The sequence below is a fragment of the Paenibacillus amylolyticus genome, from assembly GCF_047302515.1.
Classification (GTDB): domain Bacteria; phylum Bacillota; class Bacilli; order Paenibacillales; family Paenibacillaceae; genus Paenibacillus; species Paenibacillus amylolyticus_G.
On record NZ_CP168019.1, the window covers coordinates 4,894,406 to 4,919,479 of the forward strand.

Consider the following 25,074-nt stretch of genomic DNA (forward strand, 5'->3'; position numbering starts at 1 on the left):
TATAACGCTTGTCTATATATTATATCGCTGTTCATGTATTATTCATATTTATAGATACTAATGTTAACATTAGTTGTATTAATGCTAAACGGAGATGAAATCATGAATCTGGAACAGCTCGAATATGTCGTTGAAATTGCTAAAACGCAGTCATTCTCCGCCGCCTCGGAACATCTACATGTCACACAATCGGCGATCAGCCAATCGGTTCATCGTCTGGAGAAAGAATTGGGTATCATCCTGTTCGAACGCTCGCGGCAGGGAACTCACCCCACTCCCGAAGGCAAACAATTCATTGCCAAGGCACTGGACATTTTGCAGCGGATTGATGAATTGAAATCCCTGAACGCCGAAGCCTCCTCTCTTAGCGGAGAGCTTTATGTGGCTACTTTTCCAAGTGTCATGCCCTATCTTGTCCAGTCCGCTGCGGATATGAAGCGTGAGCACCCGCAACTTAACATCTCCATTGAAGAGAAAGGGTCCATGGAAATTATCGAAGATATTCGCAATAACAAAATCCATCTGGGCTTTATCGCGATCTACACCAAACAATTGCGGGAATTCGATGGACTTCACTTCAGTCGCATGTACTCGGGCAAGCTGGTAGTCGGTACTCATCACCTGTCTGAACTTGCCAAGCACAGCCGCGTTACACCGAATCAATTAAAAGAACACAAGCTCGCACTTTATCGAGACGGTTTCATCGAAGACTTCATCCAGGAATTCACCTATGATCATGGACCTCTGTCCATTCTGTTCAAAACAAATAATTCAGAAGCGATCAATATGGTATTAAGAAACGATATAGCCGCCACGATTGGTCATGACTTTTCCTTTCACCAAAATCAATTATGGAAAGAAGGTCTGGTGAAGATGGTTGAGATCGCTGGGATTGATCAACCGAAAATGCAAATTGGCTTCGTGCAGACAGAATCCAAGGAGTGCGCCGTAGCCGCAGAACGATTCGCCCGACGCTTCAGACAGGCGATTGAGCTGGATCATTTAATGGTTTAAACGTACAAAAAAGTGCTCCACGCTTTAAAAGAAGTTTTGGATGAACACCAACTTCTACAAAAGCGGAACACTTTTTTTTGCTTTGTATGGTTACACAACAAACCAAACTCTTTTCTAACTACCTCTTGCTTTACTATTATTACATTTTACTCAAGTTATACTTTCACTTTTCGCACGGCTTCGCTCATTTCATTGGTCTGCTGCTCCAGCATGGTCGAGGTCTGCGCCACCCTGTTGAACATGGCCGATTGCTCACGCATCAATCGATAGATTTCATCCGAATGATCTGACACCCCGGCTGAAATCTGGGAGATCGTATTGACCGAGGCTGCGGCCTCTTCCGATCCTGCCGAGATTTCCTCTGCCGCCGCAGAGACTTCCTGAATACGACGGGTCACCAGTTGGAACGCATCAACCACATGGGCGAATGCTTGCTCCGCTTCTGCGGTAATCGTAACACCTTGCCCAATCTCCGTTGCGGTAACCCCCATCTGTGAGCCGATCTGCTGTGATTCTTGTTGAATGCGAAGCAGCAGGTTCGAGATCAGTTCCATGGATGTGCTTGAGGCCTCCGCAAGCTTCCGAACTTCGTCCGCTACAACCGCAAAACCTTTACCGTGTTCTCCTGCATGCGCTGCCTCAATGGATGCATTAAGCGCAAGCAACTTCGTCTGACTCGCAAAATCACGAACCGTATGCAGCGCACCACCAATTTCCTCGGAGTAGTTGTTCAGCACCTGAACCATCGCTACAACTTCACCTGAGACATTCGAGATGCTCTCCATCTGTGTTTTCATCAGTGTCATGCTCTGTTTACCCGACTCCGCCGTAGCAAGCGCACTTGTTGCCGCATCCGATACAACCATCGAGGATTCGGATATATCCGTTATGCCTTTTGCGATCTCTTCCATTGCATGCGCGCTATCGCTCGCACCCTGCTTCTGCGTATGTGCACCCTGCCTAATCTGTTCGACAGATTGGTCAACCGTCTTGCCCATCTCAAGCATCTCTTCGGTACTGCGATTAAATTCCTTCGTTGATTCCGATAAAATATCTGTGGTTACTGCTACGCCTTCAACCATGTTACTCACAATCTTATTCAAGTTACCGGACATATGTATCATCGCTTGATATGTGGTTCCAATCTCATCTTGGCTGCGCAAACGATACGACGTCAAAATTTGGTTCGCTTCTGCAAGCTCACCCTGTGCCATTTTTTCCACACTCGCCTTCAGCGGTTGAAGTGGCCGCAGTCCTCTTACGATAAACCACGTGACAACAGCAATGCCTATAAGTGTAATTAGTAGCAACAAAGCATAGAAGGGAATACTCGATTTCATTATATCTGACTCAATGCTTCCGATGACCGATACCGCCGTATCGATACCAATTACACCTGTTACAGCACCGTTACTATCCAGCATGGGAGCGTAAGAGGAAATATAGTCGCCATACTCCTCATTGTTAATGATCGAAGAACTGGCTGTTTGCCCCTGTAACAGCTTCTGAACAGCCTCCTGAGGGACATCCGTAACTTCATTAATCGGTGAGGCTTTATCTGCATCCTTCATACCGTCCACCATAATAAGTGGCGTACCTTTGTCATCTATTTTGACGAAATACACATACATTGCACCAATGCTTACGCGAAAGTCATCCAGTTCATCACGAATCTTCAAGAATTCGTCATTCTCCTTGGGGTCCTTGGCAAACTCGGCATAAGATGCTGTATCCAGCTGATTCACATAACTCTGAGCAATCTGGATGTTGTAACTCGAAATGGCCTCCTGCGCAGCTAGTTTCATATTGGCCACCTGTAACAGCATGCTTCCAACGGCTATAATCGTAATGACCAGTGTGACTACTGCAACAATGCGCACAACCAAACGTTTTCTAAAAAAACCAATCATCCGCTCCTCTTCCTCTCCCGTGAACCCAAGCCTTTTTGACTAGGCGCTACCCAAAAAACGCATGCTTGAAGCACTATGTATGGGAAAATAGTAAACGAATATGTCGAATTAGGCAAGAAAATATTGGGTTTACATAAAAACGCTATCATGGCCGTGGTAGCTTTGTTCATTGGATCAGTATTAGGAGTTTTGTGTATACACTACTGAGTTAATAGGGATCTCGGATTGGCTTATTGATTTACCAACACATATACCAATACTTTTTTTATTCATTAACGAACTTGAGATTTGTATTGAAACCACTTCTATTGAAAATTCTTTATTGTCAGGTGTTCGTACAAAAATATAATTATTGATTCGCTTTTTAATTTGATCATGGCTCAGATTATCAAGATCAGGATTGATTCCCACTAAAATAGTGCCATGTTCTGACGATTCAAAAATATCTCCAACATTCATTAATTTATACATAATTACAATCCCTTCTCCTTCTATCTATGTTGAATATAAAGTTCGTTTTTTACATCCTTTACACGGAGATCTGCATTTTTCAATCTCGTAATCGCATCTCTGAGTAGTGTCATTCTCTCTACAGAAGTTAACTCTGGGGCAAATCTCGCCGCTCTTATACTGGCTTGTGCTTCGTCCAACGCAAAATTTCGCGCATAGGTTGCATCATCAAGATTATATAATTCGAAAGCTTTTCCGCTTTTAAACGCTTCATAATGTCCAATAATCTCATGGGCTATAGTAGCTCTACCCGAAACACGTGTATTCGCACTTAATGTGCCTATTCCAAGAGACTCTGCTGGTAAAACATCTGTATTGATATACAGTCTGTCATACATCATACCGGTATTCCAATGTTCTCGAAATACTATATTCTCTTCCGGAAAACCTAATCTTACAGAGTAACTAACCAATTCAGTTTTCTGAGCATCTGTTAGTTCTATTTCATTTCTTAAACCATCTGATGAAATTTGTCGATAATCCCCTGTCCCCGCCTCTTTTTCCTTCTCCAGATACTCGGAAAACTTAGAGGATTCTCTCGCCTTTTTACTCTCAGCAATGTTATCCAGAACTCGAAGGCGTTGATCTTGAATTCCATTAAAGCCACCTGATAACTGCCCTGTACCAGGCGGACGATTGAATGAATTAATCTTCGCGCCGCCTCCCGACGAAGTCAGAAGATTATGCGGCTTGATCATCGTGGAGGCATAACCCCCTCCTACCATTAGACCTCCCAACCCAATCATATTCGCCCAGTGATCACTGGACCAGGCATTGGTCGGAAAGGTGGCTTCCTGTATCGTCCCATGGATACCAAACGTGAGCCAGTTGGCAGCATCATTCGGGGAGTTGAATGCTTTATCCGCCCTGTCTACATACCCCTGAACAAGACCACTTGGAATACCAAATGTCCAATAATCCAGAAAACCACCTACACTATCATAACGCTTTTGATATCGATCATCCGCAGATTGCATAAAGGCTTGTCCCAATTCGACTAAACTATCAGCAGACTTCTGAAAAGCATGACGGGTGTCGGTTGCTGGTGCCCTGCATTCATCTGGCGGTGGTGGTACGCAACTCGCATCATAGGATTGTACAGCTTGCTGATCAGCAAGTCTGAATTTCTCCGCATGCCCTTCAAGCTCTTTGGCAATGGATAAAGATAGTGAGACAAAGTCATCCATCACCCGCTGCGCAACTATAAAATCAACATAAAACCTTTCCTTCGTACTACCATCCCACTGTCTTTCGATTTCGAATAAATGTTGTTTCAAGATGTTATTCATCTAAAAAACCTGATTCTGGGCTGTTGTAAATTGTTTCGAAACAGATATCAACTGTTCAGGAAAATATAACAAAAACAGATATTCCAGTTCCGAAATATAATCGTTCCCTTAGTGCATACAAAAAAAACACCCCGGCGCAAGCGCCGAGATGTCATGTTGTTCTAAATTTGCATACTACCCATTCATACTAAACTGTTCGTCCATTCGTCCTTCTGAATCGAATCAGGGACCAGATAATCAGCAACGCGAGCACGGCAAGACAGATGCTAATACTGAACCGATTACCTTCATCGAATACAAACATCACCGCAATCACACTAAGACATAGTACCACGACTCCGGTTATGTAAGGGAATCCCCAAACTTTGAAGGTCGGTTGCACCGGATATCTCTTCCGCAATTTCAACTGTGATGAAGCAATACAGATCCACACAAGGATTACAACAAACCCCGGAACTGCGAGCAATACGCGGAACAGTTGATCCTGCGCGAACAGGCCTAGCAAGGAACCTCCGAGCAAAACCACTGAGCACACCAGAAGTGTGTTAACAGGGCTACCGTTGCGATTCGTCTGTGACAATGCCTTTGGAGCTTCCCCGCCCACTGCCATGGAGTGCATCATCCGGGATGCACCGTAGATCCCAGAATTCGCAGCAGACAGAACCGCCGTCACCAAAATAAAGTTCATAATATGTGCCGCCCCCGGTAGTCCCGTGGAGGCGAGCACCTGTACAAATGGACTGCTCTCTGGCCCGATTTCATTCCAGGGAATGAGACCACAGATGATGAGAATCGGCAAGGTGAAGAACAGAATAATTCTGAGCATAAAATTGCCCACGATTTTGGGCATCACTTTTTCTGCATTTTCCGTCTCGGTCAGGGTCAGACCAATTAACTCTGATCCCCCATAAGAGAACATGACCACAAGCAGTGCCGAGAAAATTGATGACCATCCGTTCGGGAAGAACCCGCCTGCTTGTGTGTAATTTTGCAGATAAGGGGTGTTATCACTTGGAATAATGCCAAAGATCAATCCTGCGCCCAGGAAGATAAAAATAATGATCATGGCGATTTTGATTCCAGCTAACCAAAACTCAAATTCCCCGAACACACCTACACTTAACAGATTAACCAGTATGATGAACGCCGCACATGCCAGACTCAGCATCCACAGCGGTACTTCACTGAACCAATACTGCAAAAAGCTCCCGGCGGCAATCACCTCAATGACACACACCGATAACCATAGAAAGCAGTACATCCATCCCATAACAAAGGATACTCTGCTACCAAATGCCTCCTGCACGAAGTCTTTCATATTTTTGTTCTTATACACCGTAGCCATCTCCGCCATCGCGGCCATAACAACCAGCAGCAATAATCCGGCAAAAATGTACGTGACAATCACGCCCGGACCTGCGAGTCCAATCGTCTCTGCGCTGCCTTTGAAAATTCCCGTTCCAATGACACCACCCATAGCCATAAAACTGATGTGTCTTGGTTTAAGCTTCTTCTGTAGTGTTCCTTCTGTCTGAGCCAATTCAAGTCCTCCTGATGTAAAAAACGTCTGTAATGCTGTCTTGTTTCATAGACATAATGTCCAGTATACCCTATTGTCCATCAATCAGCCCAGAAGTTCCTTATGGCCAATTCATCCCAAACATATGGACATAACCTATGTTTTATACCCCACAATCGCATGAAGCAATCTATGTACAATCCAGCTGAGCAAACTGTACACTGCCCCATAGACGAACCAAGCGCCTATGTTACTCCCCCATGTTGAAAGATCACTCGCAATATACAACAAAGGCAGCATAAAAGAAATAATCAGCGCTACCCAGAGTCTAAACCATTTGGCAAAATAACTGCATACTCCAAGCACCACAGCAATGATGGGACATAACACCAAGACAGCGAACAGCGGATTCATATCATCGAACCACCAATATATCATGGACAACTCCCTCCTCTTCGTCACAAGACCACGTTGCTTTAATGCTGTATTATTGAGTTTATTCTACTCTTTTTCCAACTTTTAAAATGTACAATATGTTGCAAAATAAAAAAACCAGCATCCTGTAAAAAAACAGAATACTGGTTTCTCATGTCAATCCATTTAAATTGTTTTGGTCATAAACGTGCTGTTCGGGTCCAATGTATAATCCGCGAATGGTTCGCAGTATTCGAATCCGAAGTCTTCGTACAACTTCCGTGCCGGGATAAATGAATCCATTGAACCCGTCTCCAGACTGATTCGCTTATAACCACGTTCTACTGCAACGTCCATAATATGAGCCAACATTTTTCTCGCTACGCCTTTTCTCAGATGAGCCGAAGCGGTACGCATCGATTTCAACTCTGCATGCTCCGGATTCAGTTCTTTCATTGCCCCACAGCCCATCAGGTCTCCCGCTTCCCATGCGCACCAGAATGTAATTTCAGGCTTCTTCAGCCCATCCAGATTTAACGCATGAATACTCTCTGGAGGGGAATCCCCTACCATCCCTTGCAAGTGCTCTGCAATTAAAACCTTAACTTGGACTCCACTCAAATCATCCACTTTGATCTCCATAACGTACCACTCCCGCCGACATTTTTATTGGTTTTATCACTGAATGTATATCAATCATTTCATCTTACTACCGTGTTAGGTTTTATGACAAGAGGTTGCTTATATCCACTGAAATACGCTATTGTGATTCACCTGTAATTTCCAGTATGATGAGGCTATCAGATGCCAAAGGGGCGAGGTCTATTGCGAACTATACATAGAGTTAAACGGGGAACTAAGGTAAAGCAAGCTTAACCTATTTTAAAGGAGACCCCTATGACATTAACTACGAACAACCTGTTTTATAGCAAACGATTAAAGATGACGCCCCCACGTCCTGAAGACGTGCAGACCATGCTGCAATGGAACGAAGACCCGGAGTACCTTCGAAATGTGGATACTGATCTAGCCATTCCCTATTCGGAGAAACAGTTGGAGGATGAGGGCGAAACAAAGAACAAGGAAGTGTACTTCAGACTGCGCACGCATGAAGAGGATATGCTGATTGGTTTTGTCGTCGTTCATAGCATTGAATGGAACAATCGCTGCGGACAGCTTGCCATTGGTATCGGACTTGCCAAACATCGCAACAAGGGATATGGCAAGGAAGCATTGAATCTTATTTTACGATATGCGTTCCATGAGATGAATCTGGACAGGGTTGGCCTCGATGTCATCGCCTACAATGCCAAAGCAATCCGTTCCTATGAGAAGGTTGGTTTTCAGTTGGAAGGTCGGGCACGCTCAGCTGTATATCGTGATGGTAAGCGTTATGACCGCTTGATGATGGGAATCCTAAGACCAGAATGGGAAACACACAATCAGATCCATACGGAGGGTGAATAAGTATGACCAAGAATGCAGAAGTTACTGCGTTTATTGAACAAATTCAGATCCCCTGGCAAGTACAAGTCGCTGAACAATTGCGCCAGTTAGTGCATGATACCATCCCTGACGTACAAGAACGCGTGCAATACAAGAAACCTCATTTTTTGAAAAACGGAAAGTATGCTGCGGTCATCTCGCCATCCAAACAGGCCGTGTCTTTCACCATCTTCCATGCAACCGGACTTGATCTACCCGATGGGATCTTCGAAGGCCCGGAAGAACGCAAAACGATCAAGCTCAAGGAAAAAGATACACCCGATTATGAATGGTTGGCTGGTTTGTTAAAGCAGGCATCTGCGGACTTGTAGACGGATGTAGTGAAGAGGCCCATACGAAGCATTAGTAACTCAGGTGGTAATATGTGGGCCGTAATGTTCGGGTGGTATGTATAAGGTGAGTTTGGGTTTGGGGCAAGCGCTAACGAATCGGACACACCTTATGTCACAGTTTTACAAACATATGAAATTCTAACGAATCTCAGCAGTCTTATTACAGACCAAACCTCTGATTTGCTTCAAAAAAACCTGTCGATAGAAACAATAACGTGGCTACGATTCGTTAGAATTCTATACTGCTTCAAAATTGCCCAATAAGACGTGCCAGGTTCGTTAGACTGTGTGAGTACGGCAAGCCGCCTCTGCACGTAGAAAAAAACACCCCATTGTCTCTCTTGTGACAAAATAACATAACCGGCTAACTGTAGCAGATAGCTCCCATCCATCCTGCGCAGGGCAAAGGGGCATCCCATGAAGTTCCAAGAACTTCGGGATGCCCCTTTGTTATAGTCAGTCTACTACTGTCATTCCAACCTTAACAGCGGTCTAATATTATAATAAAATGACTGCTTATAATGTTTTATACTCGCTTCCACCATCAAGATTGCTGGTATGATACGGCGGTCATCTTACACGGCTCACATATGAACATGTAATACATACCCTCACCATATTCCTCTACCTCACCCCAATCCATTTGTGCGACAGCCTTCATTCTCGTGGAGCAGCGTGGACATGTTGGGTACTCCGCATCCTGAACCCATCCTGGATGGCCGCCGACCTGAGATAGCGAGGGTTCCATCGCCCACTCACTGGCATGGAATGCATGACGCGATGCATTCACAATTCGAAACTGCCGGCCAACATCCGGTGCAAGTTTACCATAGTCGTCCAGGTCAATCTCGTCCATTCCCGCAGGCAGGACATTATGTGAACTCCATAACGGTTCCCCTGCCGCGTCCATCTCCATGTAAACCACACCGTAACTGCTGCATATCACGCAAGTCTGTATCTGAAGTTGCTGGGCATGCCAAGACACGTTCTTCAGAGCGGGATGCTTAACATCCAGATTAATTAAGCTGGTTAACGCATTGCCACACCATGGACAGCAATTGTTGCTAGGGTTCAGCATCAAGAGTGAATCTCCGGTTAACTCCTTGTTAGGTCCTTCATTCTCTTTTACTTTATAGAGTGAATAACTTGGGGTGATGAATAATTCCCTGCGCTGCCCGTCTTTTGCAAGCTCCCAACCAGCTTCAGTGGTGTAATGCTCTGGCGCCACGTACAATTCGCTCGCCCAAGATGGCGGAGACTGTCTCCACTGCTGGAACTGTTGCACGACAACATCATCCCCGATATGGGCCAGCATGAGCAATATGTGGTTCCGATTTACATCATCGGTCTTCACCTGCTGCAAGAGACGATCACGAACCTCACCCGAGGCACTTTTATACAAAATGGCAGGATAATAGATCTCCTGTTCCAGCAGCTCAGGAATTTCGGCAGTCAACGATATATCATGGTAGCAGACCAGATATACCAGAATGTCTTTGCCCGTATCTTCATCACCTGTACAAATCCGTTGCATCGCGTAATCCTTCATCTGATCTTGTTGCTCTACAGACAAAGACAGATATACCTGTTCCTCGGATTGTTCATAGGGCGTATAACGAATTAGTGGATCGCGAACCTGAGGTTTGTGCATGATTTTCAAAATTTCGACCGGGTCTGTGATACCTGCATACAAGTTCACTTCACGTCGATTCGCTTCAATGTATCTCTGGCGCTCCTCGCGTTCTATCTTCTGTTTGCAAGGCATGCAATAACCACACGTTTTCGCCGCTGTTGCTGGTAAAACGGTATTTGCACACCCTTCCCGTATACACGGAATTCGTTCTGTCATATTCCAACCTCCTTCAACTATTGGCAATGGAAAACACGCCACAATGTGACGTGCTTGTCCCTTACTCATATTTCAATACTGCCTGTCTCATAAAGGAAATGCGAATCAGTGATGTCCCAACTGGTCCTTGGTGAATTCGTAAAAGGCAAGCGCATCTTCACTGCTGGAAAAGCCTGCCTGAGCCATCTTTTCACTGCCCCCACCTTTGCCTTGATATGCTCCAAGATTGCCTTTGAAGAAAGGTCCACAAGCCCATTCGGGCGGCTGTCCGTTCTGTGCCAGAACTACTTTGGCCTCCGAGATGCTCACAAAGAGTACAAGCCCCTCATGGTCTGCCGTCAGCTTGGTGGCCAGGCTCTGCATATCCTTGAGCGATTTGTCTTCAAATACCTGAGCAATCACCAGCCCTTGCCGAGCGGCCAGAAGTTCCTCCGCATAATAGGCATCGTTTGTTGTTTTCAATGCATTCAGCTCCGTTTGCAGCTGCTTTTGCTCCAGTTCCATTTTCTCAATGCGCTCCAATAACTCGTCCTTACTGGTCTTTAATTTAACCATGATGCTGTTGAGCACGTTTTGTGTAGCTGTGAATTCATTCAGCGCCCTTGTTCCACATTTGAAATAAATGCGGGTGCCACCCTTCACTTTTTCAGTTTTCAACAGTTTGATGATGCCAATCTCACCTGTCGCGGACACATGGGTTCCACCGCAGGCGTTATACTCCACACCCTCGATCTCGACGATGCGAATGTCCTCCGTTACCGTAGGCTGCTTCACCAGTGGCAATTGTGTGGCCTCTTCTGCTGTAACCCAGGACGTGTTGATGCGAGCGTTACGATAGATCTGAAGATTCACTTCTTGTTCAATGGCAGTCAATTGATTCGCTCCCAGTTCAGCCGCAGCCACATCAATCGTGTCATACTCCGTTCCAAGATGGAAACTGAGTGTCATCGCTTCAGTCAGCTTTAGAGTGATTGCCGATAACAAATGCTGACCCGTATGCTGTTGCATATGATCGAATCTGCGCTCCCAGTCAATCTCACAATGTACCTCAGTCTGTTCAGGGGCGCGTTCCAGCTTATGCCACACCTCTCCGTCTTCGATGTTCACATCCAGAACAGCGATGCCGCCAATTTGCCCCAGATCACAAGGTTGTCCGCCCCCATGCGGGTAAAAAGCAGTCTCCGCCAGCGTGATATATACGCCATCTTCCTTGTCCACTCTACCTGTAATCGTTGTATGCCACTCTCTTGTATAAGCAGAGTCATAATAGATTTTTTGCGTCATTGAATCATCCCGATCCCTTCTCGTTCAAATGGGTTTTCATAATCTCCAGATTACACTATCTGGAACCTTCAAGCCAATTTATGGCATAGAGTATCCCCTTTTCATATCCAAAAGACTACTCTGTGAGCGAAAATAGCTATTAATCGAGAAAGGAACGTTTGCAGGAAGATGCTTCTGGTAAAGGCTTATCGTTCTATGATGTTTTTAAGATAAACTTTCAAACTGTCTTGTTCGACTTTAATAAAAAAAAGCAGAGTGATTAATCACTCTACTTTCTGAAATTTGTTTTCAACCGACCTTTTATTAAACTTATAGCTAATAGATCGCTATCGGTCCATACGGACCATCGATAATTTCAATTTTCGTTTCGAAAATATCTGTTAAAATTTCGGGGTCCATCACTTCTTCTACGGTTCCAAAAGCGGCAATTTGTCCATCTTTCATCGCACATATTCGATCCGAATATTTGGCGGCAAAATTGATATCATGCATAACCGTCAGAATGGTTCTTCCAAATTCATTAGCAGCATATCTCAAATGCTCCATCATCCGAACAGAACGCGCAACATCCAGATTGTTCAGAGGCTCGTCCAAAAGTACATATTCCGTCTCCTGACACAAAACCATTGCGACATAAGCTCTTTGCCTCTGACCACCAGAAAGCTCATCTAAGTATCTATTTTCCAGATCAGTTAAGTCTAGAAAATCAATATATTTAGAGATAATAGCTTCATCCTCATCTGTTAATCTTCCCTTAGAATAAGGAAACCGTCCGAATCCGGCAAGTTGTCTGACGGTAAGCCTTGTGACAAAATGATTTTCTTGTCGTAAAACCGTTATAATCTTGGCCAGATCCCTTGATTTGGATGTGGAAACATCCATATTGGCAACCTTGATCTGACCTTCGTCCAAATCCAAAAGTCTTCCGATCATCAGAAGTGTCGTCGACTTCCCCGCACCATTGGGTCCAATTAAAGAAGTAAGACCGGCTTTGGGTATATGAATATTCAAAGGGCCTATCTCTACCTCGGCTGCATAGGTTTTTTTGACATTATTGATCTGTATCATAAAGAACCCTTCCTTAAAATCACAATTAAAAATGTTAGTCCGCCAACCAATTCTATAATGATGGAAACAACACCTTGGGCATTGAAAACATGATTCATAATAAAGTATGCACCGGTTAAGATCACAAACCCTATTGCCAGTGCCATTGGGAAAACATATCTGTGATCATAGGTTTGCGCGGCCTGATAACTCAAAATCGCAACTAAAAATCCATAGAATGTTAGTGGTCCAACCAAAGCCGTCGAAATGGCCATCAAAATGGAAACCAGGACCAGCGTATAAATCACACTACTTTGATGTTTAGTTCCCAAGGAAGTCGAGACATCCTTACCCAGCGACAATACATTTAACCTCTTGGCATTAGCAAGCAGCAGAATTGCTATAATGATGACGATAGGAATCGCAATTGGGAAATAGGCAGAATCCGCATTATTCACGGAAGCAAACATTCTTGCCTGTAAAATATCAAACTCGGACGGTGCAAGAAGTCTTCTCATAAACGAGGATACGGACCTCAGCCCGGTGCCAATGATAATGCCGACTAGAAGCAGAAGTTGTAAATTGCCGTATTTTCCGGAAAGCAGCCATCCATAAAGGATTAAACACATGATGACCATTGCAGCGACTTGATATAAGAAGGAATCCACACCGCTAAAATTCACAAATACCGTAGCACCAAGGAAAAATATAGTACTCGTATGAATGGTTGAATAAATAGCATCAAAACCTAAAAGGGACGGAGTTATAATTCTGTTATTCGTAATCGATTGAAAAGCAACCGTGGATAAACTTTGGCAAATTGCAGCGATCAGCATTGAAACCAGAGCAACTACCCTTCTTGTAACAACAGGTATGAAAGAAGGCGAAGACACCGGGACTGGATTGTTATAAATCAGTAGCCCAACTGATGCAAAAACGCCCAGAACAATTAATGTTATCAGCAAAATCCAATAGCGCTTTTCTTCTTTCTTGGTACGGAAGGCTCTAGCTGATCTTTTTTTAGGACGATGGCTAGAATCGATTTCGATATTTAGTGGATTTCTACTTGCTAAGTCGCTCATCTTACCCTCCTTGTTGACCGCCTTTGTCTTAACAAAATGACAATGAATACGACGGCTCCCACTGTTCCAAGGATCATCGAGACAGGTATTTCAAAAGGCATGATGATGACACGAGACAGGATATCACAAACAATGATACTGCCCATCCCTAATAAGCACACCCATGGCAAATTGCTCCTGAGATCGTCACCCCTAAACATGGAAACAATATTGGGGACAATTAACCCTAGAAAAGGCAAGTTCCCAATGACCGCTGCAACGATTCCAACGGCTAGTGAAATAAGCGCAGTACCCAAAAGAATGATCCTGTCATAATTTACGCCAAGACTGGTAGCGACATCTTCCCCTAGTCCGGCTAATGTCAGCCGATCAGCAAAAACAAAAATAAGAATAGTCACCAATACGATGAGCCATAAATATTCATACCTGCCAATTTGAACAGATGAAAAGGAGCCTGCAAACCAGCTTTCGATATTTTGAGTTATTTGGAACACAAGCCCAACAAAAGTTGAAAATGCAGAAATGACTGCTCCAAGCATCATCCCAATAATGGGGACAACCAAAGACGAACGGAGCTTAACTTTCTTTAGAAACATAAAAAAAATCATCGTTCCTATAAAAGAAAAAATGATTGCACCAGTCATTCTTAGCGTTAAGCTCGGAGCAGGAAAGACCAGATAAATAAACATGATCCCCAGACCTGACCATTCCATTGTTCCTGTTGTCGTAGGTTCCACCAAGCGATTCTGTGTAATAAGCTGCATGACCAGTCCTGCCATTGCCATGGCGGCACCGGTAAGCATTAATGCAATAGTTCTTGGGACACGAGTAATGAAGAACATCTCCATTCCATCCGCTTGTCCTCGTATGTCATAGACTCCAATAAGCAGTGATGTAATGCCTAAAATAATAGTGGCTATAATCGCAATGATAAAAGGTATGGTCCATAGCTTTTTCGGATTATGACGCTGGGGTTGAGAATTCTCAACCCCAGCTAATTTTGGTATTAAATTTTTCTGCACTGCAGCATACTCCTTTTTACTGTTTAGCTAAAGCTTTCGTAAGGTTGTTAATCAACTCCAAGAATGTTTCGATAGATTCATTGGTGTACGTATCGTTTGGAGCATAAACGATTTGTTTTTGAGTAATAGCAGTGGTGTTTTTCAGAGCAGGTGAGTTATCAATAACGTCCTGAGCCGGAACGGCACCTTCTTCAGCAGATACAGCTGCATCCCGATCCAGTACGAAAATCCAATCCGGATTGCTTTGGGCAATCGCTTCAACAGAAATATCATCACCTTGATGATCAGAAGAAGATTTGTCCACTTCTAGGGCCGGAACCCAGCCGAAAATGTCATACAACGGTCCCCACACACGTCCAGTAAGAGGAGCTGAGAAACCGATGTTTCCACCAGAAACGACAACACTCATAATTTTATCTTCACCGTTATAAGCGGCCTTAGCTTCTTCAATAGCTTTATCAAAATCAGCAATCAGTTGGGCAGCTTCTTCTTGCTTCTCGAAAACTTTTCCCAAATTGGTTGTTGCATCTTTAAGTCCATTAACAAAGTTTTCTCCAGGTGATGCTGTTTCTTCAAGCTCAATATTAAGGTCGATCACTGCTGCATTAGGTACTAATTTTTTGATGTCTTCATAGAAGCCAGCAAATCGTTGACCAACAATGACAAGGTCAGGCTGTATCGATGCCAAAAGTTCAAGATTTGGTTCGCGATGATTCCCAATATTTTGTACCGATTCATCAGCCACATATGGTGAATCCGCAGGCATTACATCCTTCGGCGCTGCTGCTAATTTGACACCCCAAGTGGACAGAGTCTCAAATGTTCTGTTATCCAGAGCAACAACCTTCGTTGGATTTACAGGCACAGTTACCGTTCCATGAGCATCCGTAATTTCAACTGTTGTGGCTGTAGCTGTAGTAGCAGCATCGGAAGTTGCAGCCTCTGTATTCGCAGTATCCGTCGTAGCAGGTTCATTACTTGAACAAGCTGCTAACACCAAAGTTAAAGCTGCAACCATGATAAACATTAATTTTGAAGAAATAGACTTTCTCATTTAATTTATATCCCCCTAGATTTAGAAAATTTGGATTCCCACGCAGCGTACTGTGTTGGATAAACTCAGTATCATATACCTCCTCCGACGTAAATTTAGAGAATAAACTTAACCCCTTTTCACTGTAGTGCTGAGTAACAAAACAACAAATGATAGTGATTATCAATATCAATAGGTTATATTATAACAAGTTAGAAGGCATTTTCAACAACCTAATTGTTTTAATTCATGGCGAAATTATGAACCAAATATTCCATTGTATGCATTTATATGCATACAAATCGACATTTCAATACAAAAAAAGAAGCATCACTGTGTGATACTTCTTTTGCGGTAAGAACTCTTTATACATTTATATTTCTCATCGAAATGTGTTAATTTTTCACCAACATTCTTATTTCATCGACTCAGATAATTCTGTGAAAATAACACCCAGCGCATACGCGCCAGCATCTGGGTAGCCCAGACTGCGATCACCGACGGTACCTGCACGGCCCATACGTGCCACGATATCTTCTGTTTTCTTCGCACCTTCAACGGCTGCTGCTGCACCTTTGGCAAATGCTGTTTTGAAGTCATCTCCAGACTCCGCACTTTGTGTCCAGGAATCAGCACATGGAACGAGTGCATCAATCAAAGTTTTGTCGCCTACAACGGCACCACGTCCGAAGGAACGTTCTCCTGTGGACTGAATTCCTTGTACGGCTGCATGGATCATCTCAGCAAATTCAGCAACGTTTAATTGCTGTTTATCCCCTACAGCTTTGCCAGCCGCACGGAATGCCGAACCCCAGATCGGGCCGGATGCGCCGCCACAATATTCCATGATGACCAAGGAACACGCATCGAGGAATGAACCGATATCTTTTTTATCTTCGTTAATGATATGATTCCATTCGCGTTTCAACTGGCGGAAGCCTTTTGCCACACTCATACCGAAATCGCCATCACCGGCATGGGAATCCAGTTCACAGAATGGCACTTCGTTCTTGATGATGATCTCACCCATCTTATCGATCAGATAGACGACATTGTCCAGTGAAAATTGATTGCCTTTGATGACCGCAGCTGATGCATCCGTCTCCACTTCGTAAGATACAGGAGCGTCTTCACCCACAACAGCTTCCAGCGCTTCGGAATACGCCACTTGTGCTGCTGGAGGGCCGGATACTTTAAATGCAGGTGTATCACTTTCCTTGAACAACAGCGTTTTTAGTTCCTCATCCAGTTTCAGGATCGTCACCGATGCACCCGCCATATCGATACTTGTCATGTAATTGCCCACAAACGTAGTAGCGACTTTCAGACCTGCATGTCCTGCAAGCTCACGCTGAACGGAATTGTTGAGCAAGTACAGTTCTTGCAGTGGCGTTGCACCAAAACCATTCACGAGCACCGCAATCTCAGCAGATGCATCCTTATCAAGCTTCATATCTGCGAGCAATGCTTCGATCATACGCCCTGCCAATTCATCAGCCGAAACAATTTTCTCCCGGCGAATCCCTGGCTCACCATGAATCCCTACACCGAATTCCATTTCATCTTCAGCAATTTCGAATGTAGGCGTACCTTTAGCTGGTACGGTACAGGATGTGAATCCAAAACCAATACTGCGCACGTTCTGAGCTGCTTTATCGGCAACGGATTTCACATCTGCCAGACTGCGACCTTCTTCGGCTGCTGCTCCGGCAATCTTGTGAACCAGTACAGTTCCGGCAACACCGCGACGTCCTACCGTGTACAAGCTGTCTTGTACAGCGATGTCATCCTCAACACGTACATATTGTACGTCGATGCCATCTTCTTCAGCCAGATGCGCTGCATTTTTGAAGTTCATCATATCACCACTGTAATTCTTGATGATCAGGAGTGTACCCTTGTTGCTGGCTGTTGCCTTGATCGCTTGATACACCTGGATTTGGGAAGGAGATGCGAATACATCTCCACACACCGCTGCATCCAGCATACCTTTACCCACATAACCAGCGTGAGCCGGTTCATGTCCGCTGCCGCCACCACTGATCAGGCTGACTTTATCGGCCTGAATCTCTCTGCGTTTAATGACTTTATATTTTTTCAGAAATTCAAGTTCCGGGTGTGCAAGCGCAATTCCGTTGCACATTTCCATAACAACATTTTCTGCTTGGTTAATAATTTTCTTCATTATTTTGCCTCCCGGCGAGCTGCTTTGTACTCACGACCCATGCGGTCAGCCGCTGCAATGGCAGCAGCCACTTCAGGAACGGTGATCGGGAACGGCATCGCGTGAATGGATTCTTCCGGAATACAAGCGATCTCTGCCACTTTCAACAGTTCTTCCTGACTAATCGTATCTACACCGATATCCGCCAAGCTGATCGGCAGTCCCACTTCGAGACAGAAGTCCATGACTTCATGCAGCTCTTCAGTTGGTGCATTTTCAAGGACAAGCTGTGCGATTGTACCGAAGGATACTTTTTCACCGTGGAAGAAATGATGTGTGCCTTCCAGAACAGTCAAACCGTTGTGAATCGCATGTGCTGCGGCCAGTCCGCCACTTTCGAATCCAAGACCAGATAACAGAATGTTGGTCTCAACGATATTTTCCAGCGCCTGAGTCACGACGTTGCTGTCACTGGCTACTTTTGCTTTTGCACCGTCAGTCAGCAGCATTTCATAACACAATTTTGCCAGTGCAAGTGCCGCATTGGTACCTACTGCAGAGGGTGTGTATCCTTCGCGGGAACCCATTGGCAGACTTGCGTTTACACGGGAATAAGATTTCGCTGTTGCTCTTGCTTCGAAGTATGTAGAGAGCGCATCTCCCATACCGGATACGAGGAAACGTGTTGGTGCATTAGCAATTACCGTTGTATCAACGAGTACCACACTTGGGCTTTGTTTGAAGTAAGCATAGTCATCGAAAGAACCGTCCGGTGTGTACAATACAGCGGAGTGACTTGTTGGTGCGTCTGTTGCCGCAATCGTTGGGCAGATGATCAGTGCTTCGCCTTCAGCTACACATTTAGCCGCATCAATGGCTTTACCACCGCCAAGACCGATGGTAGAGTCACATCCTTTTTCCTTTGCGATCGCTTGCAGACGAGCAACTTCCTCACGGGAACATTCCCCTTTAAAACCGCTTTCAACAAACGTAATATTAAATTTCTCGGCTGTTGCATCCAGCTTAGCTTTGACACGCTGTACATCATCGGGATGTGCAATCAGCAAAGCAGATTCTCCGAAGGATTTAACAAAGTACCCCAGGTTCAACAACTCGTCTTCGCCTTGTACATATTTGGTTGGGCTGATAAATGCTTTTCTCATAATATTATATGCCTCCTAAGGATATGAAATAGTGTAGTGATTACATCAAATTTTAATTTCTTACAATTGACCTTAATATAACGCATGAGCAGCAGGTTTACAGTGGACTTTGATAACAAATTATTATAATTTACAATCGTAATTTTTTGCTTTTTGGCACAATCATGGTATCTTATTGTCATGAGATGGTTGAATTTTGACCTCCCATTATACATTACCCGTCATCATTACATCTTAATATGTACAACTTGCTAACTTTTAACGGCCTAAATTATGAATCTGGTTAGCCTATGGAGGTTGCACCAATGATCAAAGAATATCTGCATATCAATAAAATTCTCGACCTTAATAAATGGAAGCGTCTACAAGATTCTCTCGCAACAGTAACCAAACTGGCGATCCTCACCGTTGATTATAAAGGTATTCCCGTAACCAGTCACAGCAGCTGTCAGGCTTTCTGCCAGAATGTCCGTAAAGACCCGGAGCTTCTCCCCTACTGTCAAAAATGTGATTCACGCGGTGGTCTGGAAGCGGTTCGATTGAATGAACCTTATGTGTATTTATGCCATTTCAATATTATAGATATCGCGATTCCAATCACGATTGATGGCAAATATATCGGCGCCGTCATGGCAGGACAAGTGAAACTCGCCGATCCGGAAAAGGGTAGCGACTTGGAACAAATTGTCACGTCCAAAAACGTACCCATGCATGCAGCCAAGCTGGAGGAATTAAAGGATGATTACGCCCAGCTGCCTGTGATGACCTATGAAGAGATTGTGAAAATCTCTAACATGTTATCCCTGCTCTGCAACTACATTGTGGAAGAAGCGCTAAACAAAAATCTGTTAGTTGAAATGTTCGAGAAAGCTTCAGGCAATCAGGAGACTCTAAACCTCTCCACCATTCTGCCGGGTTACTCCATTCGTAATATCGAGTCGATCAAAAAAGAGATGACCAATGCGATAGCGGATGCTTATCTCAAAAATAGCCCAAGTGACACGGAAAGCTCCAGTCCGGTGCTCCAGCCTGCTTTTGAATACATTCACAGTCACAAGAGTGAACAAGTTTCACTCAAACAAATGGCCGATCTATGCCACCTGAGTCCGAGTTATTTCAGCAGACTATTTGCCAAGGAAACGGGTGAGAACTTTACTACCTACCTGGCTAAACTCAAGATTAAGTGGGCCAAACAATTGCTGGAGGTCACCGACATGCCTGTCTCACAGATCAGTGATGAGCTGGGATTTAATGAATCGGGATATTTTATCAAAATATTCAAAAAGTTCGAGGAAATTACGCCTGCTCTCTATCGCAAATACCTCCAAGAGAAAATATAGGTTCACTGATACTTTTTTCGTATCAAAGATGAGGTTAAAAGATATTTCACCTATTAATCTGCCATTGTTACAATGGAGTCCAGATGACTTAGGGAGGCGACATGAATGGAATATCGCAAATTAGGAAACAGTGGATTAACCGTCAGTGAGATTTCACTCGGCAACTGGATTACGCATGGAGCGCAAGTCGAGGATGGAATAGCAGAAGCTTGTGTTCAAGCCGCATTGGATGCAGGTATTACCACATTTGATACCGCAGACGTGTACTCCAATACCAAGGCAGAAACCGTACTGGGACAGGCTCTTAAGGATGTAAGAAGAGAAAGTATTGAACTGTGCACCAAAGTCTGTCACCCAACCGGCACAGGTCATAATGACCGCGGACTTTCACGTAAACACATCATGGAAGGCTGCAATGGTTCATTACGGCGGCTACAGACGGATTATATCGATGTCTATTATGCTCACCGTTATGATTACAACACTCCGCTGGAAGAGACGTTTCTGGCATTCTCCGATCTGGTGCGTCAGGGCAAAGTTCATTACATTGGCGTAAGTGAATGGAACGCAGATCAGATTGCACGAGCAGCCGCTTTGGCGAAGGAACTTCATGTCCCCTTCATTGCAAGTCAGCCCCAATATTCGATGTTGTGGCGTGTGATTGAGCAAGAAGTCGTACCTGCAAGCGATCAAGCAGGACTGGGACAGATTACATGGTCTCCTCTGGCTCAGGGTATACTATCAGGCAAATATGCCCCTAACGCAGCATTGCCCACCGGATCACGTGCAGCTGCTGAGGCAGGAGCACCCTTTTTCAATAAACTGGCTGGTCAGTGGTTACGTGAAGATGTTCTTACCGCTGTGCAACAGCTTGTTCCACTCGCTAAAGAGATTGGTCTAACGCTCCCCCAACTCGCTGTGGCGTGGGTTCTACAACATTCGTATGTGAGTTCCGTTATTATCGGTGCATCCCGGCCAGAGCAGGTATTGGAAAATGTAAAAGCTTCTGGTGTGAAACTGGACTCTGAGATCATGACTCGTATTGATGAAATATTGAATCTATGGATTGAGCGTGATCCAGCCAAGACGGGTTAAACACATTCATCAACAATGCCCATAAAACGGGATACCACTTCCTGATTCATATCCGTCCGCCATGCCGTGTACAACGGTACGGAGGGCGGATTTTCTTGTAATGGAAGAAAGACTACACCCTTTCGCTGGAACACATCCACCGATGAAGGAACAATAGAAATGCCCATGCCTGCCGCAACGAGATTCACAATCGTATACATCTGGATCGCTTCCTGCGTAATTCGAGGGTCTACGCCATGCTCCCCGCAATAATCCAGAACGAGACGATGGAACGGAGAACCCAGATGCCTTGGGAATAAAATAAAATCTTCGTCCGCCAGTTCTCGAATTGAAACTTGAGTCTGAGAAGCCATCGGGTGATGATCTGGCAATACAGCAATCAACGTTTCCATCTGGCAGGGGCGGAACGAGACATGACGAGTATCTTCCTGATATCTCAAAAATCCAATATGGATCTGTCCGTCTTCCAGTGCCTGCAATTGTTGGGATGAGGTCATCTCACGCAGCGTCAATTCAATCTGAGGATACGCAGCGCGAAATTTCCTAAGGACATCCACCATAATGCTCCCCGAAGCCGAATCCACAAAGGCCACGGTTATATGCCCGATGATGCCCTGATCTGCCTTTTGTGTAAGCTGAATAGATCGATCAAGTTGGGCCAAGATGAGTCTGGCCTGTTCCAGAAATACGGCACCTGCCGGGGTAAGACGAACCATTTTCCTCGTGCGCTCCAACAGCTTCACGCCAAGCTCATCCTCTAAATTCTGAATCTGCTGGCTCAGCGGTGGTTGCGTCATATTTAATTTTTCCGCTGCACGGTGAAAATGAAGCTCCTCCGCCACAGTGATAAAGTATCTTAACTTTCGAATATCCATACGTCTGTTGCGCTTCCTTCCGTCTACCCTATTAATTCATCTGTTCCTGAATCCAGATTGCCGACTCGGCCAGCATCGTCATCAATTCATTAAAGTCCACAGCAATTTCCCGCAGAGGAGTTTCCCCTGCATCGTGGATCAACATCATTATCTTGCCTGAACTTTGATCCAGTATAGCCGTACTTCCTTCACCAAATCCACCAATCGGGAAAGGCTGGAGGTCAGCTGGCAGCTCGTATTCTTTCTCATATTCACGGTATACTTCCAAAAAATCGGGATAAGCCCAGCTCAGTTCTTTCACGGAATACAAAGCAGGGTCGCCGAAATTACATGCACCGAATTCAAGCAAAAGTGCGCGATACGCTGCGGGCAGTTTCACATTATACTTTTGCTCAAAATCCTCAATGCTCTGTTGTTTCTCAGGAGTACATCCATTTCCCATTGTTGTATCGTAGGCCTTCACCAAAAGATCACGAATCGGTTTCAATTCTATTGACGTCACTTGAACTCCCCCTTTTAGTTACCTTTCTCCACTGATCAGCCGTTGTGAATTCAATAGTTCTCCTTGAAGCGCAACACCTTACCCAAACAAGAGTCGAGCATTAAAATCAACTTTTTATCTCACCTGTTTACGCAACTCTTCATCCAGCCATTCCAGTGCTGCACGCAGCTTGTCCTGAGGAACTTTCTCATAACGATCACCCGTAGACAATTCAAAGGCACAGCTGTTCCCACTTGTTTTGTTCAGATATGAAGTCAATCCTATGCCATACTGCTGAGCCATTTGCACAAGAATTGGTTCAACTTCGGCAGCAGCGAGCGCAAAGTGCACATGGAACATATTGGATACAGGTACCTCGGGCAACGTTTGTATCCCGTGACACGCATTCAGTAGGGAGGCGAGTTCTTGAGCCTGCTCGTAATACAACTCCATTTTGCCAATCCGTTCATTGAAATAATACTGAGAACTCAGAATATACGGATACAGGCCGATCAGATCTCCGCCGTGCCGACGTTTCCATACTTTCGATTCTTGCATCACATCCGGATCACCCGCCAATATAGCCCCCGCAATACCTCCAATGCCTTTATAAAAGGATACATACACCGTATCAAACAAACTGCAAATCTCCGCAGGCGTTTTCTGATAATAGGGAGTAATCTCAAACAGGCGTGCCCCGTCCAGATGCAGCTTAATCCCGCGTTCACGGCAATAGGCCGAGATCGCTTCCAGTTCTTCATACGCCGGTAATTGCCCACCAATCTCGCGTTGCGGAAGTTCCAACAGCAGACAGGCAATGTCCTGATCAAGCGCTTGTACATCTTCCAAACGAATCAAACGATCCTTGTCCGCAAGTAAAATTGATTCAATCTGATGCAACTCTTTCAGTCCGTCTTCCTCATGGATTTCAAGATGACACAGAGGGTGGTAAGCTACTCGTTTTACATCTTTGCGGTCACACCAGATCCGTAATGCAATCTGCTGCGCCATCGTTCCACTTGGAAAAAATACCGCCGATTCCTTGCCAAGAACGTCAGCCATCTGTTGCTGAAATTCTTCAATGAGTGGGCCGTTCCCGTAGTGGTCACTGAACAACTCCCCATCGATCTGGTCCAGTACGTTCTGAAGTACCTTCACTTGGCGACTGCCATGACCACCTACAATAAAGTCTGCCTGATTAAATGCATCACCCAACGTTAACGCAGTTTCTTTCAAGATCACTCACTCCTTTATAGTGCATGTTCATAAACGGACTTTTGAACAACCTCTTATAGGTCTGGTTCTGTAATAATCTCAACCAAAGCGCTGAGTGCACTAGATATATGTTCACCACGGGAATACACAAATCCTACTTCCAACCGACAATAGGGATCAGGCAAAGACATCACCGCGATCTCACCTCTTAATTCTGCTTTGGTAACCGAAGAACGTGGCAGCAATGATACGCCGAGCCCGGCAGATACACCATTCAGAATCGTGTCCAGTGTTCCATATTCCATGATGTTAAGCGTGTGGATACCCTGATCGTTCAAAAAGGATTCCGCCTGAGTGCGATGAGTGCATCCGATCTCAAAAAACAACATCGGCCTGGACAATAACGTGTACATCTCATGTACTCCAGGTTCAGCGATCAACACCAATTCCTCGTCATACATCTTCATATAATTCAGCTCAGGATGATCAATTGGGCCATATATTAAGGCTCCATGCAATTCATGTTGGATGACCTTCTGGTTCAGTTCATGGGTCCCACCCGTGACAAGCGAATGTTTTACTTCCGGGTAACATGAAGTATATTCAGCCAAGAGCGGCGTCAGAAAAGTAGAAGCTGCTGTCTCTATGGCACCTAGACGAAGCATGCCAGCTGGTGGGTTACCCACTTGCGTGGCCTGCTCTGCTTATATAATAATTCTAATATTCTATCCGCATACCCAAGCAGGTTCTCGCCTGCTGGTGTAAGCGACATCCCCCGATTGGAACGATGAAATAGCGGTACTTGCAGTTGGGTCTCCAACTGTTTAATCCGTGCTGTTACATTGGACTGCACATAATTAAGTGAGAGCGCAGCTTTACTGATACTACCTTCGCGGGCAACCGCCTGAAATATTTTCAAATCACCTGCAT

At 44.8% G+C, this 25,074-nt stretch carries 24 protein-coding genes; 5 read left to right on the top strand and 19 right to left on the bottom strand.

The annotated features are described in order from the left end of the window. Nucleotides 1-102: 102 nt before the first annotated feature. On the top strand, nt 103-1,014 hold the full coding sequence (locus ACDJ59_RS21345; RefSeq protein WP_413405585.1) for a LysR family transcriptional regulator: 912 nt from the start codon (nt 103-105) through the stop codon (nt 1,012-1,014). A gap of 155 nt (nt 1,015-1,169) precedes the next feature. Here ACDJ59_RS21345 and ACDJ59_RS21350 read toward each other — a convergent pair whose 3' ends face one another. From ACDJ59_RS21350 to ACDJ59_RS21375, 6 genes are all read right to left on the bottom strand, one after another. Continuing rightward, on the bottom strand, nt 1,170-2,924 hold the full coding sequence (locus tag ACDJ59_RS21350) for a methyl-accepting chemotaxis protein (RefSeq protein ID WP_413405587.1): 1,755 nt from the start codon (nt 2,922-2,924) through the stop codon (nt 1,170-1,172). 180 nt (nt 2,925-3,104) lie between these two features. Then, nucleotides 3,105-3,395: a hypothetical protein gene (locus tag ACDJ59_RS21355; RefSeq protein WP_047841737.1), complete on the bottom strand. Its 291-nt coding sequence runs from the start codon at nt 3,393-3,395 to the stop codon at nt 3,105-3,107. 20 nt (nt 3,396-3,415) lie between these two features. Further along, on the bottom strand, nt 3,416-4,723 hold the full coding sequence (locus ACDJ59_RS21360; RefSeq protein ID WP_413405589.1) for a WXG100 family type VII secretion target: 1,308 nt from the start codon (nt 4,721-4,723) through the stop codon (nt 3,416-3,418). 187 nt (nt 4,724-4,910) lie between these two features. Next, nucleotides 4,911-6,263: an amino acid permease gene (locus ACDJ59_RS21365; RefSeq protein WP_076329773.1), complete on the bottom strand. Its 1,353-nt coding sequence runs from the start codon at nt 6,261-6,263 to the stop codon at nt 4,911-4,913. A 135-nt stretch (nt 6,264-6,398) separates the two neighbouring features. After that, the gene (locus tag ACDJ59_RS21370; RefSeq protein ID WP_413405591.1) at nt 6,399-6,680 is read right to left on the bottom strand and encodes a hypothetical protein; all 282 of its coding nucleotides are present in this window, start codon (nt 6,678-6,680) and stop codon (nt 6,399-6,401) included. Between the two features lie 162 nt (nt 6,681-6,842). Beyond that, nucleotides 6,843-7,298 (bottom strand): GNAT family N-acetyltransferase, encoded by a 456-nt coding sequence (locus ACDJ59_RS21375; RefSeq protein WP_413405593.1) that lies wholly within the window; start codon nt 7,296-7,298, stop codon nt 6,843-6,845. A gap of 255 nt (nt 7,299-7,553) precedes the next feature. On the opposite strand from ACDJ59_RS21375, the gene ACDJ59_RS21380 reads away from it, so the two are divergent. Further along, complete coding sequence (locus ACDJ59_RS21380; RefSeq protein WP_413405595.1) at nt 7,554-8,123, top strand: GNAT family N-acetyltransferase; 570 nt, start codon at nt 7,554-7,556, stop codon at nt 8,121-8,123. Between the two features lie 2 nt (nt 8,124-8,125). Next, on the top strand, nt 8,126-8,473 hold the full coding sequence (locus ACDJ59_RS21385; RefSeq protein WP_413405597.1) for a DUF1801 domain-containing protein: 348 nt from the start codon (nt 8,126-8,128) through the stop codon (nt 8,471-8,473). 565 nt (nt 8,474-9,038) lie between these two features. Here ACDJ59_RS21385 and ACDJ59_RS21390 read toward each other — a convergent pair. The 8 genes from ACDJ59_RS21390 to ACDJ59_RS21425 form a co-directional block, all read right to left on the bottom strand. Beyond that, on the bottom strand, nt 9,039-10,343 hold the full coding sequence (locus ACDJ59_RS21390) for a DUF1963 domain-containing protein (protein ID WP_413405599.1): 1,305 nt from the start codon (nt 10,341-10,343) through the stop codon (nt 9,039-9,041). Nucleotides 10,344-10,448: 105 nt separating this feature from the next. Then, a complete protein-coding gene (locus ACDJ59_RS21395) occupies nt 10,449-11,627 on the bottom strand; it encodes an alanyl-tRNA editing protein (protein ID WP_413405601.1) in 1,179 nt (392 codons plus the stop codon). A 315-nt stretch (nt 11,628-11,942) separates the two neighbouring features. After that, nucleotides 11,943-12,695 carry an ABC transporter ATP-binding protein gene (locus ACDJ59_RS21400; protein WP_413405603.1) on the bottom strand — a complete coding sequence of 251 codons (753 nt, stop codon included), beginning with the start codon at nt 12,693-12,695 and terminating at the stop codon, nt 11,943-11,945. Continuing rightward, nucleotides 12,692-13,756: an iron chelate uptake ABC transporter family permease subunit gene (locus tag ACDJ59_RS21405; protein WP_413405605.1), complete on the bottom strand. Its 1,065-nt coding sequence runs from the start codon at nt 13,754-13,756 to the stop codon at nt 12,692-12,694. The genes ACDJ59_RS21400 and ACDJ59_RS21405 overlap by 4 nt, the downstream gene beginning before the upstream one ends. Beyond that, nucleotides 13,753-14,763 carry an ABC transporter permease gene (locus tag ACDJ59_RS21410; protein ID WP_413409879.1) on the bottom strand — a complete coding sequence of 337 codons (1,011 nt, stop codon included), beginning with the start codon at nt 14,761-14,763 and terminating at the stop codon, nt 13,753-13,755. Before ACDJ59_RS21410 ends, ACDJ59_RS21405 begins: the two co-directional genes overlap by 4 nt. Nucleotides 14,764-14,794: 31 nt before the next feature. Continuing rightward, nucleotides 14,795-15,832 (bottom strand): siderophore ABC transporter substrate-binding protein, encoded by a 1,038-nt coding sequence (locus tag ACDJ59_RS21415; RefSeq protein ID WP_413405607.1) that lies wholly within the window; start codon nt 15,830-15,832, stop codon nt 14,795-14,797. Nucleotides 15,833-16,226: 394 nt separating this feature from the next. Beyond that, a complete protein-coding gene (gene dhaK / locus ACDJ59_RS21420) occupies nt 16,227-17,996 on the bottom strand; it encodes a dihydroxyacetone kinase subunit DhaK (protein WP_413405609.1) in 1,770 nt (589 codons plus the stop codon). Beyond that, nucleotides 17,996-19,138 carry a glycerol dehydrogenase gene (locus ACDJ59_RS21425; protein ID WP_076333049.1) on the bottom strand — a complete coding sequence of 381 codons (1,143 nt, stop codon included), beginning with the start codon at nt 19,136-19,138 and terminating at the stop codon, nt 17,996-17,998. Before ACDJ59_RS21425 ends, dhaK begins: the two co-directional genes overlap by 1 nt. Before the next feature lie 305 nt (nt 19,139-19,443). Here ACDJ59_RS21425 and ACDJ59_RS21430 point away from each other — a divergent pair, with 305 nt between their 5' ends. Further along, complete coding sequence (locus ACDJ59_RS21430; protein ID WP_100527698.1) at nt 19,444-20,478, top strand: PocR ligand-binding domain-containing protein; 1,035 nt, start codon at nt 19,444-19,446, stop codon at nt 20,476-20,478. Nucleotides 20,479-20,583: 105 nt separating this feature from the next. Beyond that, a complete protein-coding gene (locus ACDJ59_RS21435) occupies nt 20,584-21,573 on the top strand; it encodes an aldo/keto reductase family protein (protein WP_413405612.1) in 990 nt (329 codons plus the stop codon). Here the strand turns inward: ACDJ59_RS21435 and ACDJ59_RS21440 are convergent. From ACDJ59_RS21440 to ACDJ59_RS21460, 5 genes are all read right to left on the bottom strand, one after another. Next, nucleotides 21,570-22,448 (bottom strand): LysR substrate-binding domain-containing protein, encoded by an 879-nt coding sequence (locus ACDJ59_RS21440; RefSeq protein ID WP_413405614.1) that lies wholly within the window; start codon nt 22,446-22,448, stop codon nt 21,570-21,572. The genes ACDJ59_RS21435 and ACDJ59_RS21440 overlap by 4 nt on opposite strands. Nucleotides 22,449-22,479: 31 nt before the next feature. After that, entirely contained in the window at nt 22,480-22,950 is a 471-nt protein-coding gene (locus tag ACDJ59_RS21445) for an SMI1/KNR4 family protein (RefSeq protein WP_413405616.1), read from the bottom strand. Nucleotides 22,951-23,064: 114 nt separating this feature from the next. Further along, complete coding sequence (locus ACDJ59_RS21450) at nt 23,065-24,165, bottom strand: threonine aldolase family protein (RefSeq protein ID WP_413405618.1); 1,101 nt, start codon at nt 24,163-24,165, stop codon at nt 23,065-23,067. Nucleotides 24,166-24,218: 53 nt separating this feature from the next. Then, the gene (locus tag ACDJ59_RS21455; RefSeq protein ID WP_413405620.1) at nt 24,219-24,830 is read right to left on the bottom strand and encodes a LysR substrate-binding domain-containing protein; all 612 of its coding nucleotides are present in this window, start codon (nt 24,828-24,830) and stop codon (nt 24,219-24,221) included. Beyond that, nucleotides 24,797-25,063 (bottom strand): LysR family transcriptional regulator, encoded by a 267-nt coding sequence (locus tag ACDJ59_RS21460; protein ID WP_413405622.1) that lies wholly within the window; start codon nt 25,061-25,063, stop codon nt 24,797-24,799. Before ACDJ59_RS21460 ends, ACDJ59_RS21455 begins: the two co-directional genes overlap by 34 nt. Between the last annotated feature and the right edge of the window lie 11 nt (nt 25,064-25,074).